We start from the raw sequence: 17,555 nt of genomic DNA, 5'->3' as shown, positions 1-17,555 counted from the left end.
GAGTATTAGATTTGCAAGGAAGATGTAGAGAGTTCTTTAATAAAAAGCAGTGAGTATGTAAAACTTACCGATCAAATTTAAAGATTAAAAATTATAATTCAGTAGTAGGGATATACTTGATATTTCCATCTTCTCCTATCAATGGGTAATACTCTGTTTGAGAGTTATAAGCATCATAACTAATTGATGTTTGTGATGATAATTTTTGTGCTAATATTGTCAATTTTTCTTCATATAACTTAAAAGATTTTTCTAAATCCTTTTTTGTAACCTTTACAGTTTTAGCTTCATTTGTATTTACTTTGAGTGTTTCAATATTTTCTGTTGAGTCATATTTTGTTAAAGTTACTTTTTCTTTTTTTGGGAAGGGAAAATATGCTTTTATTTTTACCAATGCTGTTTTTATTTCTGTTGGAACACTTAGAACCTAATAACATACTAATACCTTAAAATTATTTTGAAGCGGCAAAAATATATAAGTCTTATTTATAAATGTCAATATAAATTAACATATAATTACTATAAGTATTAAATGCTAATTATTATAATTTTCTTTCACAAAATCGAAATAAACTGTTATTAATATAAAAAACCAATCTTAATCTATATATGCGTTCTTTATTTGTAGTAATTATATTCTTTCTAATGAGCAGTTGTAATTTAAAACCGGTATATAGTGAAAAATACAGTAGAAATAATGATTTAGAAGCTATTGAAGTTGAACCGATTAGAACAATTGAAGGAGCTGAGTTTTATCATCGTTTAACTAGTATTTTACCTCAGAAAGCAAAAGCAAAATACCTGCTTAAAGCAGAGCTTATCGCAACAACTATGCCTGCTACTATTGAAAAAAACTCCAATGTTTTAAGGGAATATATTAATCAATTAGTTATGTATAAATTAATTGATATAGAAAGCCAAAAGGTTTTAATTGAAGAGAAGTTTTACCAAAACACGTCATATAATGCTATTTTTACACCATATGCAACAAATGTTGAAAGAGATGAAACAGGAATAGACTTGGCATATCAAGCAGCAGAAGAAATTCGTAGCAGATTAATTTTATATTTTACACGGGAATAGTTAAGCTATGAAATTTTATTTTTCACAAATAGGTAGATTATTTGAACTAATAACAGCCGGAAAGATTAGAGCTCTTTTACTATATGGTCCTGATAAAGGTTATATAGAAAAAATTTGTAAGCATTTAGTAAAAAGCTTAAATATGCTACAAACTTCTATAGAATACGCAGATCTTAATATTTCATCTTTAGAAATATTACTTAATTCGTCTAATTTTTTTGGTCAAAAAGAATTAATTAAAATTAGATCGGTTGGGAATTCAATCGATAAGAATTTAAAAACAATTCTAAGCAGTGATTATATAAATTTTCCTGTGTTTATCGGTGAGGAAATTACTTCAAGTGGGAGCTTTAAAAAGTTTTTTGAAACGGAAGAATATTTAGCGGCAGTTGCTTGTTATCATGACGATGAAGCAAAAATTGAACGAATTATTTTAGGTAAAGTAGAAAAAACTAATAAAATTATAAGTAAAGAAGCTATCACTTATTTAAAAGCTCATTTAAAAGGTGATCATGATTTAATTTGTAGCGAAATAAATAAATTAATATATTTTGTTCATGATGAACGCGAAATTACTTTAAACGATGTTCTAGAAGTTATAAGTAGCGAAATTACGGCAAACGGCAGTGATTTAGCAATGTATTTTTCAAAAAAAGATTATAGTAATTTTCTGCAAGAGCTGGAAATATTAAAAAAACAAAATATCAATGAAGTTTTAATTATTAGAGCATTAATAAGGCATTATTTAAATTTATATATAGTTTTGTCGAAAGTAAAAAACGATGAGCGTTTGGAACTCGCAATAAAATCATTATCCCCACCGATTTTCTATCAGTATATTAATGATTTTACGAAAATAGCAGGTAGTCTTAGCCTAACCGAATGTCTAAAGACTTTAAAACTGCTACAACAGGCAGAAGTGGATTATAAGTTAAATCCTGCTAGTTTCGATTTATTCCAAAGTATACTCCAAAGTAAATGAAGAGTAGACGAAGTTTAATTTGGAAAAGAGCAAGGAGACTATAAGGCGAGGAGCGTATACTTAAATACGTGAGCACTGTAGCTCTTATAAGACGACGTAGCCAATTTTCAAATTAAACGAGTATACATTATGCCTAGACCTGATTTTTCTGCCCCTGACAAACAAATTCACGAGATAATTAGAGTTAATCATGCTGGAGAGTATGGTGCAAAAAGAATTTATCAAGGGCAGCTAAAATATATCAAATCTCAAAATGATCATATATTGATTAAAGAAATGCTTGATCACGAAGAGGTCCATTTAAATTATTTTGAAAAAAAATTACTAGAAAAAGAAGTAAGACCCACGTTTTTATTATTTTTTTGGCATCATTACGGATTTTTACTTGGTGCTTTATCTTCCTTGATGGGAATAAAAACGGCGATGCTTGTTACCGAGAGTGTAGAAGAAGTAATAGAAAAACATTATGAACAGCAAATAAATTATTTAGAAAATAAAAATGTTGAGCCGGAATTATTAAATAATATTATTAAATTTCGACTTGATGAAATTGAACATAAAAATATTGCTATAATGAATGATAGTACTGAGGCAATATTTGCAGAAATAACTAGTAAAATAGTGAAGATAATTTGTCGTATCTCTATAATTTTAAGTAAGAAAATTTAGAGTTAACAGCTTAATTAGTTGAAAAATCTAGAAATATTTTACTTTTAAGATATTAAGAAGATAATAAAAAAACATTAATAATATTATTAGAAACGGTGATGAAAAGAAAATTTTTTTAATTTTTTCTTTATTTTTTGCATTTGTATTTTTTAGAATTAATAAATCTTTATTTTTATCAAACATAGTTAATACTACTCGCAATTCCTTTATTTAATTTATGCCTAAACTTAATCTAGAATTAATAAATAAAGGTGCCAGGGGTAAGCTCCGTTGCTGTAAGACAACAACCTCCATTATACTTCATGATTTTACTCACTTATAATAAGCATACGCATCAAGTTAAGCCATAATTGTTAATAATTTTAGTGTATTTAAGGAAGATAATCTGGTTTTACGATATTTATCTTTCAAAGAAAATCTCCCCCAATCTATAATTAATTTCTTAAGGAACTGCTTTAAATCATTAAGACGTCCAGTAATAGACAGGAATAATTCTCTTGACCTTTTCTGTAGTTCAATAAATGCTTTGGTTAAACTAATTTCTCTATCATTTGCTAATTCTACACAATTCGATAATCCATGAAAAATAAGCACACTACATAATTTACCATATAATTCACACAAAACTCTTGCAGGTTTACTTCTCCCTTTAAGATTTTCAATTTTTGCATGACTTTTATATAATTTAAATAATAATTCAATTTGCCATCTTGCTCGATAAATTATCATTATATGCTCAGCATTAACCATATCCTCTGATATATTAGTGATAAATATTGACCAATCTAGTAATCTCTGGTTTCTTGAAGAAGATTTATATTTATGAGACTTAGCTAATAAATTAGCCTTCCTTCTTCTACCAATAGCCTGTTCATCAGTCAATTTATGACATATAATCCGTAGCTTAACTTTTGCTTGTTTACCTAAAAGTACATCTTTTGATAAAAAGAATTTATTATCTAATAGGTTTAATAAATCAATTTTTTCCTCAGTGATAGGGTCATATATATTAGTATCTGCTTTATAACGACTAATAAAATATGCACCAAGTTCGATAATTTGAATAAATGAAGCTGGGACAAAATAACCTAAATCAGATATTAATAAGTCCTTAGTAGATATGTTTGATAAATGTTCTCTATATCCTTGATCAGCCCTTATACCTTATCCGCCATATTGGCAGGTAGAATAATATGGCTACTATCCAATAATTTAACGCTATTAAATTGCTGCAAAATGTTGCATGCTGCAAAATGTTGCAATCAAGCGGCATAGTATTTCTAAATAATTTCAAGCATTGTTCATACATTGACTGCATAAATTTTACTGCTACCTCAGTAAACCTAAAGTCTAAGCCTTGGGCAGAAATATCTATAGTTTCTTCACTTAAAAAGTTACGCATTCCATCAAGACTACAATTACTATCGCTCATATTACCAAACACTATAGCTTTTAGAAAAGCTGAACCAGTTATTTTTCGTTGTCTCTTAATAAATCCTGTTGTAATGGATAAATTATTGGCTGTCTCTCCAAAAAACTCTTGGCATAGTTTTGCTAAGTTTACTATTTTCCCCATAGGATAAATTCTCACAATTTAGTTGTTAATCTTGCAAAAATTTATACCATATATTAGCTTCTTTTTAATTCATAATTTACTACCGTAATACCAGTATAACCTACTTGCTTTTCTTAACTTGATGCGTATGGTAAAATCTACTGTGTCACCCCGTGGCTTGACCACGGGGTCCATAAAAACAACTTAAAATACTAATAATTTTAGTATTTTAAATTAGATCCCGCAATCAAGTCGGCCTTGTTGCATGGATAGGTTTTTTCGTCATTGCGAGAAGAATTACGCAGTAATTCGACGAAGCAATCTCGGAAAAATTCCTGAGATTGCCACGCTCACTAACGTTTGCTCGCAATGACGACTTGGTATCCACATGAGTAATGTCTGCTCACAATAACGTTAAAGCAATTCTGATTTAATTAGAGTTAAAAGTTCTTTTCTCCAAATTACCAAATTTAGAAAATTGACTATCATAATAAAGCGGAACATTTCCAACCGGTCCGTTACGATGTTTTGCAACAATTATATCGGCAATATTATATACTTTGTTGAGCTTATCTAACCATTCGGCATGTTTAGCATCGCCTGCTGCCGGTTCTTTTCTAGTTAAATAATATTCTTCACGGTAAATAAACATTACTATATCAGCATCCTGTTCTATAGTTCCTGATTCTCGAAGATCGGATAGCATAGGTTTTTTATCCTCACGTAGTTCTACCGCTCTTGAGAGCTGAGATAACGCAATAACCGGAATATTTAACTCTTTTGCTATTGCTTTTAAGCCTTGGGTTATTTCTGAAATCTCGCTAACTCTATTTTCGGATTTACTTACTCCTCTAATTAATTGTAAATAATCGATAAATAATATACCGAGATTATGCTTGCGTTTCATTCTTCTAGCTCTTGTTCTTATAGCGGAAATAGATAGAGCAGGGGTATCATCGATAAAAAATTGTAATTCCGATAAAGTATTTGCTTCCTTGCGAAGACGGTTATATTTTTCTTCACCTAGAATCCCCGTACGAAGAGAAGTAGAATCAATTTCTGCACACATTGAAAGTAGACGTGTGGTTAGCTGTTCTGAGGACATTTCTAAAGAGAAAAAACCTACCGACTGAATTTCTTGATTATCTCTAATATTTTTAAGACGCATATTATTACAGGCATTAAGTGCAAGGTTTATAGCGAATGTTGTTTTACCCATCGACGGACGTCCTGCGAGAATTATAAGATCGGAATTATGAAAGCCGAATAATTTATTATCTAGATCAATCAAACCGGTAGATATGCCGATTACGTGATCGTTATTTTTCATAGCTCTATTAATGCTAGCAAGGGATTCTGAAATAGATATACCGATTTTGGTAAAACTTTTTTCATTTAAGCCTTCGCTAGCTAAATCGTAAAGCTTAGCTTCGGCATGTTCAATCTGTTCCTTTGCTTCAACTTCTAATGAAGAATTATAGGCATTATTTACTACTTCTTCACCGATATTTATTAAATTACGCTTTATTGCTAAATCATATATTATTTTACCGTAATCAATCGGATTTATTACCATCATTGACATAGTTATCAATTTTGCTAAATATTCCGCTCCTTCTATTCCTTGAAATAGTTCATCTTGAGTTAACATACTACGTAAAGTAATAGGTGTAGCTATCAGCCCTTTTTCAGTAATTTTCTCAATTGCTTCATAGATTTTTTGATGAATAGGCTCAAAAAAATGTTCATCACGTAAAAATTCCGATACGTAATTTAGTAATTCATTATTGGTTAGAATCGCCCCAAGTAGCATTTGCTCTGCTTGAACATTGGAAGGTAAAACCCTTGGTATAGGAATATCTACTTCTTCGTTAGCAGCTATATTTTTGTCATTATTTATTTTATTACGTGCCATTGTTGTTTGTTAAATTATTATATGGTTTGAAAAAAGAAGCCCTTTATGTCATCCCCACGAGGTATTGTTTCGTGGATACCGAGTCGTCATTGCGAGCAGCCGTAGGCTGCGTGACAATCTAGGAGAATAATAAAAAAATTCTGTAAATCAGAATTTTTTACTGGATTGCTTCGTCAAAACTTACAGTTTTTCCTCGCAATGACGTTAAAACCGATCCACGCAATAAAACTCAAAACAGAACATTTTATATTATTCATTTGAGTTTTTATAAAGATAATTTACCACAATAATATAGTTTATGAGATGAGTTTGTTATAAATACATCAGACAATAATTAGTTAATTCTACTCTCTGATACAAAAAATTACCAGTAAGAATCTTAGCAAGATTAAAACATAAAAATTATTAATAGATGCACATAAACATGAAGCAACACCAAAGAGAATTATCGATAATATATAAATATTTTTTAAACCAAATTTATCTCCCAACCAATTACTAATTGGAATGGAAATAGAGAGTGCTAAGAGAAAAGCTATACTGATCCAATTTGCATTGATAACAGAAATCCCAAAATGATCAGCAATAGTTGGAAGAGCAACATTAATAATTGTTAGGTCTAATCTATCCAAAAATAAGGTAATAGTATAAATTATAGCAACTATATGTTTATATTGAACACACATTAAATAATTTTATTTATTTCATAAAATTCAGGTATAACATTGTTAGATGGGGGATATTTACTAACAGCACGATGAGTTTTTTTAATGTAAGTTTAATAGTAAAGTTGATACTTTATTGCTCATAACTACCCCAGCGTTTAATTAAATTAGTTTCGATATTGAAAAAATCTAAAACTCTAGTAATAGAGTGATTGACTATATCATCTATATTTACAGGGTTATTATAAAAAGCCGGCACAGGCGGTGCTATGATACCGCCGTAACTCGCTACTTTTAGCATATTTTCTAAATGTCCGATATGTAGTGGAGTTTCACGGGTCATTAAAATAAGTTTTCGTCTGTCTTTAAGTACAACTCCTGCCGCTCTACTAATTAAACTATCTTCCATTGAGTGAGCAATACTTGCTAAGGTTTTCATACTACAAGGGGCTATTATCATTCCCAAAGTTTTAAAAGAACCGCTTGAAATAGTAGCACCTAAATCTTTATCGTTATAATAATAATTAGCCAGTAGCTTAACTTCATCTATAGAATATTTAGTTTCGAGCTTTATAGTAAGAGCTGCTCCCTCTGAAATAATCAAATGAGTTTCGATATTTTGCTCCTTTAGTACTTTAAGCAAACGAATACCGTATATTGCTCCTGAAGCTCCGGAAATTCCTATAATAATTTTTTTCATCTAAATTTCTACAATCTATTAAATTTAGTATATAATAAAAAAAAATTATAAAATACATTATATATGCGAATAGCAAAAATATTATTGCCGGTAGCAAAATTATTTCCGTTAGATTATTTAATATCTGAAGATTTAGAGCTAAATATCGGCGATCTTGTTGTAGTGCCTTTTAGAAATAAAGAATTAATTGGTATAGTATGGGAGCTTGCTTCAAATTCCGAGGCAAAAAAAATAAAAACTATTAGAGCGAAAGTACCGTTAAATTTAAATATTACTTTAGAAGTTTTAGAATTAATTAAATGGATGAGTAGCTACTATATGTCAGAACTTGGGAGCATAGCCAAGTTAGTATTACCTATAGATATTGCTGAAAAACCGATTAAAGTTAAAGAGCAGAAAGTAAATAATAACTTTGTGCTACCTGATTTGTCAGAAGAGCAGAAACAAGCAGTAACAATTTTAAATGAAAGTAATAAGCCTGTGCTTATTAAAGGTGTTACGGGGTCAGGTAAAACGGAAATATATTTTCATCTAATAGCAGATTACTTAGCAAAAGGCAAACAAGTGCTGGTTATGTTGCCTGAAATTGCTTTAAGTACACAAATTATTAATCGATTTATAGAGCGATTCGGTTTTGAACCTATCATATGGAACTCAAACGTTACTAAAGCTCAAAAGAAAATGATTTTAAGAGGCATATTAAGTGATAAAGTTAAAGTAGTAATTGGGGCTAGAAGTAGTTTATTTTTACCTTTTAAAAATCTCGGTTTGGTGGTTATAGATGAAGAGCATGACGATTCCTATAAACAAGATGACGGTATATTATATAATGCTAGGGATACGGCTATCGTAAGAGGTACATTTGATAAAGCACAAATTGTTTTGTGTTCGGCAACACCATCTATTGAAACGATGTATAATATAGAAATAGGTAAATATCAATTGGTTACATTGGTTAATAGATACAAAAATGTCGATTTGCCGAATATAGAAATAATCGACATGACTAAAGAAAAGCTACCTAAGAATTCATATTTATCTAAGATTCTTATAGAAGCTATTAAAGATAATTTAGATAATAAAAAGCAAGTATTATTATTCCTTAATAGGCGTGGTTATGCTCCGCTAATGCTCTGCAAAGCTTGCGGTTACAGATTTACCTGCAAATATTGTTCTAGCTGGATGGTAGTACATAAAGCGACTAAAAAACTTGAATGTCACCATTGCGGTTATCAAAGTAAAATTTTTAGTTCTTGTCCTGAATGTCTAGAAGATGAAACATTAACTATTTGTGGTCCAGGTATAGAGAGAATAGAAGAGGAAGCAAAAGCACTCTTTCCTGAGAGTAAAATTGCGGTGATAAGTAAAGATCATGCTAAAAGTCCTGAAAAAACAGCACAGCTTCTACATCAAATGGAAAATTTAGAAATTGATATTTTAATAGGCACACAAATAATAACAAAAGGTTACCATTTCCCGAATCTTACCTTAGTCGGTGTAATAGATGCCGATCTTGGGAGTAATAACGCCGATCTTAGAGCATCTGAGCGAACTTTCCAGCTACTACATCAAGTGGGAGGTAGAGCGGGTAGGGGAGATAGTAAAGGTGTGGTATATTTACAAAGCTATTATCCTGATAATATAATTTTTAGTTATGTTAAGGCCGGTGATGAAGATAGTTTTTTTACAAATGAACTTGAAATAAGAAAATTAGCAGATATGCCGCCATTTTCTAAAACGGCATCGGTAATTTTATCAGGTTCCAGTGAGGCTAAAATTCTAGAAATTGCTAGGGATATGGTCCGAATCGCACCAAAAGCAAACGTGAAAATTTTAGGACCGGCAAGCTCATTAATGTCAAAGCTCGCCGGTAAATATCGTTACCGGATACTCATTATAGCAGATAAGAAATTTAATTTGCAGAAATATTTAAAATTTTGGCTAAGCCTTATAAAAATTCCTTCTTTTTGTCATCTAAAAATAGATATCGATCCTAAAAGTTTTTATTAGCTTCTATATCTTTCTCCTTTATTCTTCGACGGTGGAACATTAGATGAATGAGGAGAAGGATTAGTAAGAGATTTTTGTATTTCTGCTATAGCTTTTTTAGTATTTTGAGTAGAATTTTTTATAGCATCTTTATAAAAAGCAGCTTTAGCTTTATCTCCAGTAAAAGAATATTTTATAAAATTACCAATATTTTTCCAAATAGGATTATTATCCATTTTTGTAGTTTCTTCACACCATTTACCTACCTCTTTCAGTTTTGCTTCAACTTTAACTATAGCAGTTGGATTATGTTTATTATCATCATAAATCTGAATAATATTATTTACTTTTTCTTTAAATTCAATGTGTTTTCTACTTTGTTTCAAATGAGCTATTATATCATCATTGTTTACTAATTTTCTAAGATTATCAATTATATCAGATAATTTAGGTGGTTCAGGTAATTTATAATGTTGATTGATTTTCTCAAATTTATCTTTGTGTGGATGATTCTTTATTAGATCATCTTCTATAAAAGAAACAAACTCTTTTTGAGGTACTCCTACTTGTTTTATTAGCCGTCCTAATGATTGTTCATAAGCTTTAATAGTAACATCAAGACGCTTCCCTGCCATAGAACCGCTTAATTCTATATAGCGGCTAAATTCTGGAATCAAAGCATCTTTGGTATCAATATTATGATCTTTAAAAAATTTCTCTATTTTCTCTTTTACGGTTAAATTAGATTGTTTTTTAGGTGTTTCTTCCGGTACTTTTGTTTGTTCCGGAGCCGGTTTTGAAAAAATAATAGGCTTTTGGGTTTCAACTTGCGGATATGGGGTATCGACAAATATATCAAGTGCTTGGGAATGTGTAGTTAAGTCAGTCTGTTTTTTATGTGCCTCGTTCCATGCCTTTATTTGCTCAGAAGTAGGTTTTGGAGGAACAGCCGTTTTTGTATTTTTTGGTGGGTTATTTGACATATTTGATTTTTTTCCCACTCTTTTATTCTATCTTTTACTGATTTTGGAATATTACCTTGTGCCATATTAAGCTCCTATATTTATTTACATATTTTTATTTTCGTTAGTTTGCTTAAATTTTTTATAAATTGCAAGCAAAATTTCTTTTTGTAATGCAATATTTTTACTATAAGATAGTTAGGTTATATATTAGAATCCAAGTTATTAACTAAAATAAGATATGAATTTTATGTACCCCCATATTAGACTTAGAAGAAATAGAAAAGTTTTTTGGCTTAGAGAATTAATAGCTGAAAATAATTTATCAATTAGTGATTTAGTGTTGCCTTTATTTATTGTTGAAGGACATAATGAAAGGCAAGAAATTAAGACTATGCCCGGTATATATCGTTTATCGATTGATCAAATAGTAGAAACGGCAAAAGAAGCAGCAGAGCTTGGTATTAATGCTATTGCATTATTTCCTAGTATTGATCAAAGTCTAAAAAGCGAAAATGCCGACGAGGCTTATAATTTAGATAATTTGATATGTAGAACTATTAGAAGCATCAAAAACGCTAATATTGATATCGGTATAATATGCGATGTAGCACTTGATCCTTATACTACACATGGTCATGACGGTATTGTGTATCACGGGGAAGTTGATAATGATAAATCAGTAAGAGCCTTGTGTAATCAAGCATTAGTACTAGCAAAAGCCGGAATAGATATTGTTGCACCTTCTGATATGATGGATGGAAGAATCGGGGCAATAAGGGAATATCTTGACAAAGAGGGGTTTATAAATGTTGGAATTCTTGCTTATGCCGCTAAATATGCTTCAAGCTTTTACGGTCCGTTTCGTGAGGCAGTTAGAAGCACTCAAAAGAATTATTTAGATAAATCAAGCTATCAAATGGATGTGCGTAATATTAAGGAAGCAATGCTTGAGATTGAGTATGATATAGCAGAGGGAGCCGATATGGTTATGGTGAAGCCTGGTATGCCGTTTTTGGATGTTATTCGTGAAGCGGCAAATAATTTTAATGCTAAAATTTTTGCATATCAGGTTAGCGGAGAATATGCAATGTTAAAATTTGCAGCAGAAGCAGGGGCGATTGATTGGGAGAGAGCTTTGATGGAGTCATTAATTAGTTTTAAACGTGTCGGTGCAACAGGTATATTTACCTATGCAGCTCTTGAAGTAGCTGAAATATTAAAGAACAATAAAATTAAGTAGAAAACGGCTTCTATCCTTGATATAAAATAAATAATATTTTTATAATTATATCAAAATTATCAATATAAAGAGGCGAGGATGACTCAAAATAAGAAATCAGTATTTAAAGGTTGGAATTTTTTAAAGCCTAAAGGAGGCGGAGCTAATGAAGTAGGAGAGCATGGCGGCGTATATCAAAGCTCAGACGGTAAAATTACGGCGATGATAAAAAAAGAGACTTCAAGCTCAAAAAATATAGCCGAGTTTTTAGGATCTCAAATTTTTGAAGCTATAAGTCCCGGAAATGGAGCAAAGGTTAATTTAATTGCTCCTGATGATTTTAATAAATCTAAAGCTGTTGATTCGCAAATATATGTCAAATCTGAATTTTTTGAGAATTATAGTAGCGATATGTATGTGGACATGGATAAACATATGTCTGCTAAAACTAAACCGAGTTCTTGGTTTAGAAAGGACGGCGGTAGACCGCTTTTTATGGGGGCTAGAAATAAATTATTTAGAACCTTAGAAAATGCTTTTAAGGAAATTAAGTATCAGAACTTTGAAAACATTATGCCGGCAAGTTTATTGATCGGCGATTTTGATATACATGTTGGAAATATAGGAGTTATCAGAGATCAAAAAAATCCAAAAACTTTACCTAAATTAGTAAGAATTGATTTTGCCGGTAGTTTTGATAATTTAACAAATAATATCTATCCGCATTCAAGAGCCAAACATTTGCCTGGATTCGGTCCCACTAACCATTTTAGAGAATTTCCTTCTAATTTAAGAACAAAAAATCCTAATTTTGCCGATAGCTTACTTGCAGTTTCTAAAATTGATTTAAGCAAAACTATTGATAAAAGTTTTGATGAATTAACTAAATATTATAGTAATGAAGCAATTGCAGAATTTGCAAAACAAGCGATGCCAAAGAAATTTAATAATAAAAAATCTAAAGAAATAACGCCTGAAGAAATTAAGGCTAGTTTAATAGATACAATGAAAAAAAGGCAAGAATCCTTAAAGGAATACGGCTTAGAAATTAAAGTAAATAGTTTAATTTCTAAAAAATATAGTTTTCCTTATTACGAAGTGAAAGAGCAAGGATTAAAAACATTAATGAAAGAATATCCTGATTATTTTGAGAAAATTCTTAATTATGAAGAAAGAAAAAAAGGGGGACAAAAACTTAAATTAAGAAATAAAGTTACTACTAATTTTGTAAGAATTTTAGAAATACTTGGTATTAGAGATAGTGCGAAAAAACATTTAATAAAGACAATAAAAAGTTTAAATGAAGATATTAAAGATGAAAGAAATTTAGCTGATTCTTCTGATAAAATAAAGAAAGAATCAAAACAAAAATCAGTAAAGACAAATATAGACGCAAACAGAGAATATGTAGACGCTCTAGAAAAATTCAAAAAAGAAGTTGGAACGGATGATATTGTTAGTGTTACTCCAAGTCAATTAGGTCTAGCTAAAAAAGCTAAACAGAAAGACCAAGATTTATTAAAATTAGATGAAGAAGATCTAAAACATATAAAGAATCTAAAAGAAAAGGTTGTGAAGCCTACTAAAACTACTGCGGCTAGTGTTGTTAATAAAAAGTCTACACCATCTAAAACGAGATAATAAATGAACCAAGCAACAAGAAGCCTACAACTAAGTAATTAATCAGTAAAAGCCCATATTGCATAGGAAGCTTAATTATCTCAATCTTTTTAGAAAAATACAGGGCTTTTACTACTTTAAGATAATAAAAAGCAGCAACTACGCTGGTAAAAATACCACAATAAGCTAATGCGAATTCTTCTTGATTAATTGCTTGGTAAAAAAGGTAATATTTACCGAAAAATCCTGTAAGAGGAGGGATTCCAATCATTGAAAACATAACTATGCTAATTACGGCAGCTATAGTTTTATGGTTCTCTGCAATTCCTTGTATAGTTTTAAAACTAGCTTTATCGGTGTCTTTACCGAGCAGCATGATTAAGCAAGTAAAAAATCCTATACTTCCTACCGCATATATTAGAATATATAGTAAAGCTGCTTTATATCCTTCTTGATTATGCAGAAGAACGCCGATTAATACATAACCGATATTTAAAATAGTACTATAAGCCATTAATCTTTTTAGAGAAGTTTGACGAATAGCTCCAAAAGCTCCAAACAGCATAGATAATATAGCAATTATCTTTATTAAATTATAATTAATAGGGTAGTAGTTACCTATGATTAATTTGCTGATATTTAATAAAACAATAACCATACCTATTTTTGAGGCAGCGGTGAAATAAGTAACCGAAGTAATCGGCGATCCTTCATATACGTCAGGGACCCAAAAATGAAGTGGAACGCTTGAGAGTTTAAAGAAAATACTACTTAAAAATAATACAATCCCGATTATTAAACCAAGTTCCATCCCAGAATTATCATTTAGTTTATATAAGATATCCTCAAATTGTAGGCTTCCGCCGAATCCGTATATAAAAGAAATACCGAATAATGATAAACAACTAACTAAACTACCTAAGATAAAATATTTTAAAGCACCTTCCGATGATTTAATATCATTTAATTTGAATCCTGCAAGTGCATATGAAGTTAAAGCAGTAAGCTCCATACCGCAGAATAATAATAGAAAATTCCGTGATGAAATTGCAACAAAAATACCTACGACCGATAATAACATTAAAGTAATAAATTCAAACTTTAATTCCTCAGCAACAAGAATAGAGTAATCACGGTATATAATCATGGAGATAATAATGAATAGTAGCACTATGCTTTTACTAATACCGATATTTATTTCGGTAGCAAATGAGTGCCATACTCCTTCATAGCTTGAGTACTTAAAGGTAAGAAAAATTGATAATATGCATAATAAAATAATGATATTAGAAATAATTCTATTTTTATTTGGTATAATTACGGCAAAAAACTGCCCTAAAAGTGCTATTAAAGTCAAAGTTATTTCAGGAAGTAGCAGTAGCATATAAAACTAATATTATTTATGGAAATATAGATATTAGTAAATAAATCATTTTTTATCAACAAACTTATATATAATATTGAACTTTAATAAAAAAGATAAAAGAGTTACTTAGTAAAGAATCGGCTAATAAGAATGATAAAGATGATTCAGAAAAAATAAAAAGAATCATAGATATAATAAATACCGAAAAAGAAGAAAATAATAAGATTAATCTAGTACATAAGGAATTAGGTAAAAATAATATAGAAGAAATAAAAGATATAATTGAATCAATAAACAGAATCCAAGCAGATATAGGGAAAATATTATTATTAGGCGGTGCAGGAGTTGGAAAAACAACGTTATTGCATAATATATCCTATAAATGGGGGAAAGGGCAGTTGTGGAATGATAAGTTTGATTATGTATTTAGAGTTAAGTTAAAAGAGCTATTAAATGAAAGTTGGAGCAGAGAATATGAACCTAGTGAGTTACGTCAAGATAAAGTTGGTTGTTTCATTCATTACTGTTTAACGCATAGTGCAAAATTTTCAAAATCAGAAAAAATACAACTACTGAAAGATATAGCTAGACCATAGTAAATAGGTACAGTTAAATAAACTTTAGTACGTGTTCTACAGCCATACTGATATCTTTGAATTGCCCCGTAACTTTTCTTATTTCGTTCTTAATCTTAAACCAATAATGTTCTATAGGATTTAAGTCTGGGCTATATGTAGGTAAGAATAAAATTCTGCACCCAACCGACTCGATTAATTCTCTTATTATATTATTCTTATGGAAGTTGATATTATCCATAATTACTGTTTGTCCAGGATGTAATTCTTTAGTTAATATAGTCTCTACATAGGTTGTAAATATTTCTTTATTACAATTTCCTTCAAATATTACTGGCGCTATAATTTGATTATTACGAAGCCCCGCTATCATACTGATCCTGGATTTATGTTGATACACTTTGTTTCCATAACATCTAGTACCTTTTATACTCCATCCATATTCTCTACAAGCATTATCTTCTATTCCTGACTCATCAATGAATACTAGAGTTTCTTTAGAAATTTGCTGTATCTTTTCTATAAATTCATTCCTTAAACCAATATCCCTTCTGGGATGAAGATGACTTTTTTTTATAAGTGTACCCTAGTAGTTTTCTATAGTAATTTATTCTAGTTCTTTGTAATCTATTACCTAGTATAATACTTAATTCTTTAGCTGTTTTATCATGATTATTGATAATTAATTCTTCAAATTCTTTGAGATTTATTTTTGCATTATAACCCTTTGCTGGACCATAAGGTTTTGCTTTTATATCTCCTGTTTCCCATTTAAGAGTTTTCCATCTATATATAGTGTTACGACCTATATTGAATATTTTACATGCTTTAACAATTGAGAGCCCATCATCTAGAGCTTTGAATAGTTTCATTCTTAAATCGTAACTGTAACTGCTTGCCATAATTTATTTATTATCATTTATAACATATATATTAGCATAGTATGTACCTATTTACTATGGTCTAGCTATATCTCTAAAAACACATCAAAAAAAGTGGAGCTGATTATAGTTTGTGGAAGGCAGTACTCTCTCCTAGAATTTTTTATTTTCCAGTTATTTGCAATTACTCTATTTGCTGTATTCTACTTATAATTATAATAGCGATATTCTCTTTGCTATATCGGTAATAATTATTTTTTTCTAAAGAATTCTCATATTTTGTGTCACGTACTGCCTGCCACGATAAGTTAAATACTTGTCCTACTGAAAAGTTTTGAAATAAATTTATAAAAGTTGCTAAAGCTTGCTTTTCTACATGTTTATCCATTACAGGAAAATCATGTTCTACTAATAAATATTTTAAGTTTTCTATACATTCATATTTAGTAATTAGCTCCCGCATTTCAATAACATCACTTCCCCATGATGAAGACCACTGGTCTTTAATAATAGTCCAAATAGTATTAAAATATTCTTTTTTTTTCTCCAATATCCATATTAGGCAAAAATTCCCATAATATTTTATTACGATAATACCCTACTACTTTGTTTTCTGAATCAAATTTAAAAGCATCGAGACTATTTATTAAGGGATTAATCTGTATAAAACCTCTGCGATTTAAATGTTCTATAATATCGCATCTTAACTCCTCATCCGGTGCTAAACTTGTTATAGAAGGTCCTTCTAAATAGGGTTTTATAAACTCTAAATCTTTAGTAGCAGAGTGTTCTTTTACGGCAAATAAATATACCGCATCCTTTAAGGTTAATTCATTTGGTATAGGAATATCGATACTAATGGGCAAAAACGCTTGCATTAACACATTTCTTTTATTTTCTTCTTCAGCTTGTTTTTTCTGTTTTCTAATTTCTTTACAATTAGAACAGGAACAATGTAGATGATCGATATGATTACATAAAGGACAGAATGAGTTAACACTTACTATATTACTATCACCATTAGTATAACTTCTGCTTCTAAATTCACTCACTAAATTTATATCCAAACAATATTTACAGAACAATTCATTATGAACTAGAGGGGGAAAGAGTTTAATTAACATGCTAGGATATACATTAATCTCAAATTCTTCTAATAAATCTGGTATTTTTTCGTAATTATAATAACGTCTATGTAATAACAAATGCATATGAAACTTTTAAAAGCTCGACAGTGGAAACCTTGATTACTATTTGGCTTTCCGGTTCGATAAACTACAAAAATTGGCTAACTGTCCAGACTAGAGCGTGGTATGTTAGTATTACAGAAAAAAGATATTTTTGTTTAGGTAAAGTTGATGGTAATATTTT

At 30.1% G+C, this 17,555-nt stretch carries 16 protein-coding genes and 1 pseudogene; 7 read left to right on the top strand and 10 right to left on the bottom strand.

Translation table 11 applies throughout. The features are described from left to right. Window positions 1-91: 91 nt before the first annotated feature. Window positions 92-394: a hypothetical protein gene (locus REIP_RS07045; RefSeq protein WP_197069217.1), complete on the bottom strand. Its 303-nt coding sequence runs from the start codon at window positions 392-394 to the stop codon at window positions 92-94. Between the two features lie 215 nt (window positions 395-609). Here REIP_RS07045 and REIP_RS07040 point away from each other — a divergent pair, with 215 nt between their 5' ends. The 3 genes from REIP_RS07040 (at window position 610) to REIP_RS07030 (ending at window position 2,734) form a co-directional block, all read left to right on the top strand. Further along, complete coding sequence (locus REIP_RS07040; protein ID WP_045804150.1) at window positions 610-1,083, top strand: hypothetical protein; 474 nt, start codon at window positions 610-612, stop codon at window positions 1,081-1,083. A 7-nt stretch (window positions 1,084-1,090) separates the two neighbouring features. After that, window positions 1,091-2,065, top strand: coding sequence for a DNA polymerase III subunit delta (gene holA / locus REIP_RS07035; protein WP_045804149.1), 975 nt, complete (start codon window positions 1,091-1,093; stop codon window positions 2,063-2,065). Window positions 2,066-2,194: 129 nt separating this feature from the next. After that, the gene (locus REIP_RS07030) at window positions 2,195-2,734 is read left to right on the top strand and encodes a demethoxyubiquinone hydroxylase family protein (protein WP_045804148.1); all 540 of its coding nucleotides are present in this window, start codon (window positions 2,195-2,197) and stop codon (window positions 2,732-2,734) included. A gap of 339 nt (window positions 2,735-3,073) precedes the next feature. Here REIP_RS07030 and REIP_RS07025 read toward each other — a convergent pair. The 4 genes and pseudogenes from REIP_RS07025 to REIP_RS07010 all read right to left on the bottom strand — a co-directional run bounded on the left by REIP_RS07025 (window position 3,074) and on the right by REIP_RS07010 (window position 7,569). Further along, window positions 3,074-4,310: pseudogene (locus tag REIP_RS07025) on the bottom strand (IS4 family transposase). Between the two features lie 409 nt (window positions 4,311-4,719). Next, window positions 4,720-6,204 (bottom strand): replicative DNA helicase, encoded by a 1,485-nt coding sequence (locus REIP_RS07020; protein ID WP_008580185.1) that lies wholly within the window; start codon window positions 6,202-6,204, stop codon window positions 4,720-4,722. Between the two features lie 344 nt (window positions 6,205-6,548). Beyond that, window positions 6,549-6,890, bottom strand: coding sequence for an MFS transporter (locus REIP_RS13765; RefSeq protein WP_023508118.1), 342 nt, complete (start codon window positions 6,888-6,890; stop codon window positions 6,549-6,551). Window positions 6,891-7,002: 112 nt separating this feature from the next. Next, window positions 7,003-7,569 carry a UbiX family flavin prenyltransferase gene (locus REIP_RS07010; RefSeq protein ID WP_045804147.1) on the bottom strand — a complete coding sequence of 189 codons (567 nt, stop codon included), beginning with the start codon at window positions 7,567-7,569 and terminating at the stop codon, window positions 7,003-7,005. Between the two features lie 63 nt (window positions 7,570-7,632). Between REIP_RS07010 and REIP_RS07005 the strand changes: the two genes are divergently transcribed. Continuing rightward, a complete protein-coding gene (locus REIP_RS07005; RefSeq protein ID WP_045804146.1) occupies window positions 7,633-9,579 on the top strand; it encodes a primosomal protein N' in 1,947 nt (648 codons plus the stop codon). Here the strand turns inward: REIP_RS07005 and REIP_RS12835 are convergent. Then, window positions 9,576-10,541, bottom strand: a complete 966-nt coding sequence (locus REIP_RS12835) for a hypothetical protein (RefSeq protein WP_231569299.1) — start codon at window positions 10,539-10,541, stop codon at window positions 9,576-9,578. The genes REIP_RS07005 and REIP_RS12835 overlap by 4 nt on opposite strands. Window positions 10,542-10,770: 229 nt before the next feature. Here REIP_RS12835 and hemB point away from each other — a divergent pair, with 229 nt between their 5' ends. Together hemB and REIP_RS06990 are read left to right on the top strand one after the other, a co-directional pair. Next, window positions 10,771-11,763, top strand: coding sequence for a porphobilinogen synthase (hemB, locus tag REIP_RS06995; protein ID WP_045804145.1), 993 nt, complete (start codon window positions 10,771-10,773; stop codon window positions 11,761-11,763). A gap of 78 nt (window positions 11,764-11,841) precedes the next feature. Continuing rightward, entirely contained in the window at window positions 11,842-13,383 is a 1,542-nt protein-coding gene (locus tag REIP_RS06990; RefSeq protein ID WP_045804144.1) for a hypothetical protein, read from the top strand. Here the strand turns inward: REIP_RS06990 and nuoN are convergent. After that, entirely contained in the window at window positions 13,370-14,746 is a 1,377-nt protein-coding gene (nuoN, locus tag REIP_RS06985; RefSeq protein ID WP_045804143.1) for an NADH-quinone oxidoreductase subunit NuoN, read from the bottom strand. The genes REIP_RS06990 and nuoN overlap by 14 nt on opposite strands. Before the next feature lie 86 nt (window positions 14,747-14,832). Between nuoN and REIP_RS13500 the strand changes: the two genes are divergently transcribed. Beyond that, window positions 14,833-15,324 (top strand): NACHT domain-containing protein, encoded by a 492-nt coding sequence (locus tag REIP_RS13500; RefSeq protein ID WP_082068275.1) that lies wholly within the window; start codon window positions 14,833-14,835, stop codon window positions 15,322-15,324. Window positions 15,325-15,337: 13 nt separating this feature from the next. Here REIP_RS13500 and REIP_RS10050 read toward each other — a convergent pair. The 3 genes from REIP_RS10050 to REIP_RS12825 form a co-directional block, all read right to left on the bottom strand. Continuing rightward, a protein-coding gene (locus REIP_RS10050) for an IS630 family transposase (RefSeq protein ID WP_156147374.1) occupies window positions 15,338-16,205 on the bottom strand; the annotation gives its coding sequence in 2 pieces (ribosomal slippage) (window positions 15,338-15,877 and window positions 15,879-16,205; 867 coding nt in all). Between the two features lie 163 nt (window positions 16,206-16,368). Further along, on the bottom strand, window positions 16,369-16,734 hold the full coding sequence (locus tag REIP_RS06965; protein ID WP_045804142.1) for a hypothetical protein: 366 nt from the start codon (window positions 16,732-16,734) through the stop codon (window positions 16,369-16,371). Then, window positions 16,709-17,395 carry a hypothetical protein gene (locus REIP_RS12825; protein WP_052691115.1) on the bottom strand — a complete coding sequence of 229 codons (687 nt, stop codon included), beginning with the start codon at window positions 17,393-17,395 and terminating at the stop codon, window positions 16,709-16,711. The genes REIP_RS06965 and REIP_RS12825 overlap by 26 nt, the downstream gene beginning before the upstream one ends. Window positions 17,396-17,555 lie beyond the last annotated feature (160 nt).

Origin of the sequence: Rickettsia endosymbiont of Ixodes pacificus (assembly GCF_000965155.1) — a bacterium.
GTDB classification, from domain to species: domain Bacteria; phylum Pseudomonadota; class Alphaproteobacteria; order Rickettsiales; family Rickettsiaceae; genus Rickettsia; species Rickettsia tamurae.
Note: the sequence above shows the minus strand (reverse complement) of the source record. Positions and strands in the feature narration are given on the sequence as shown.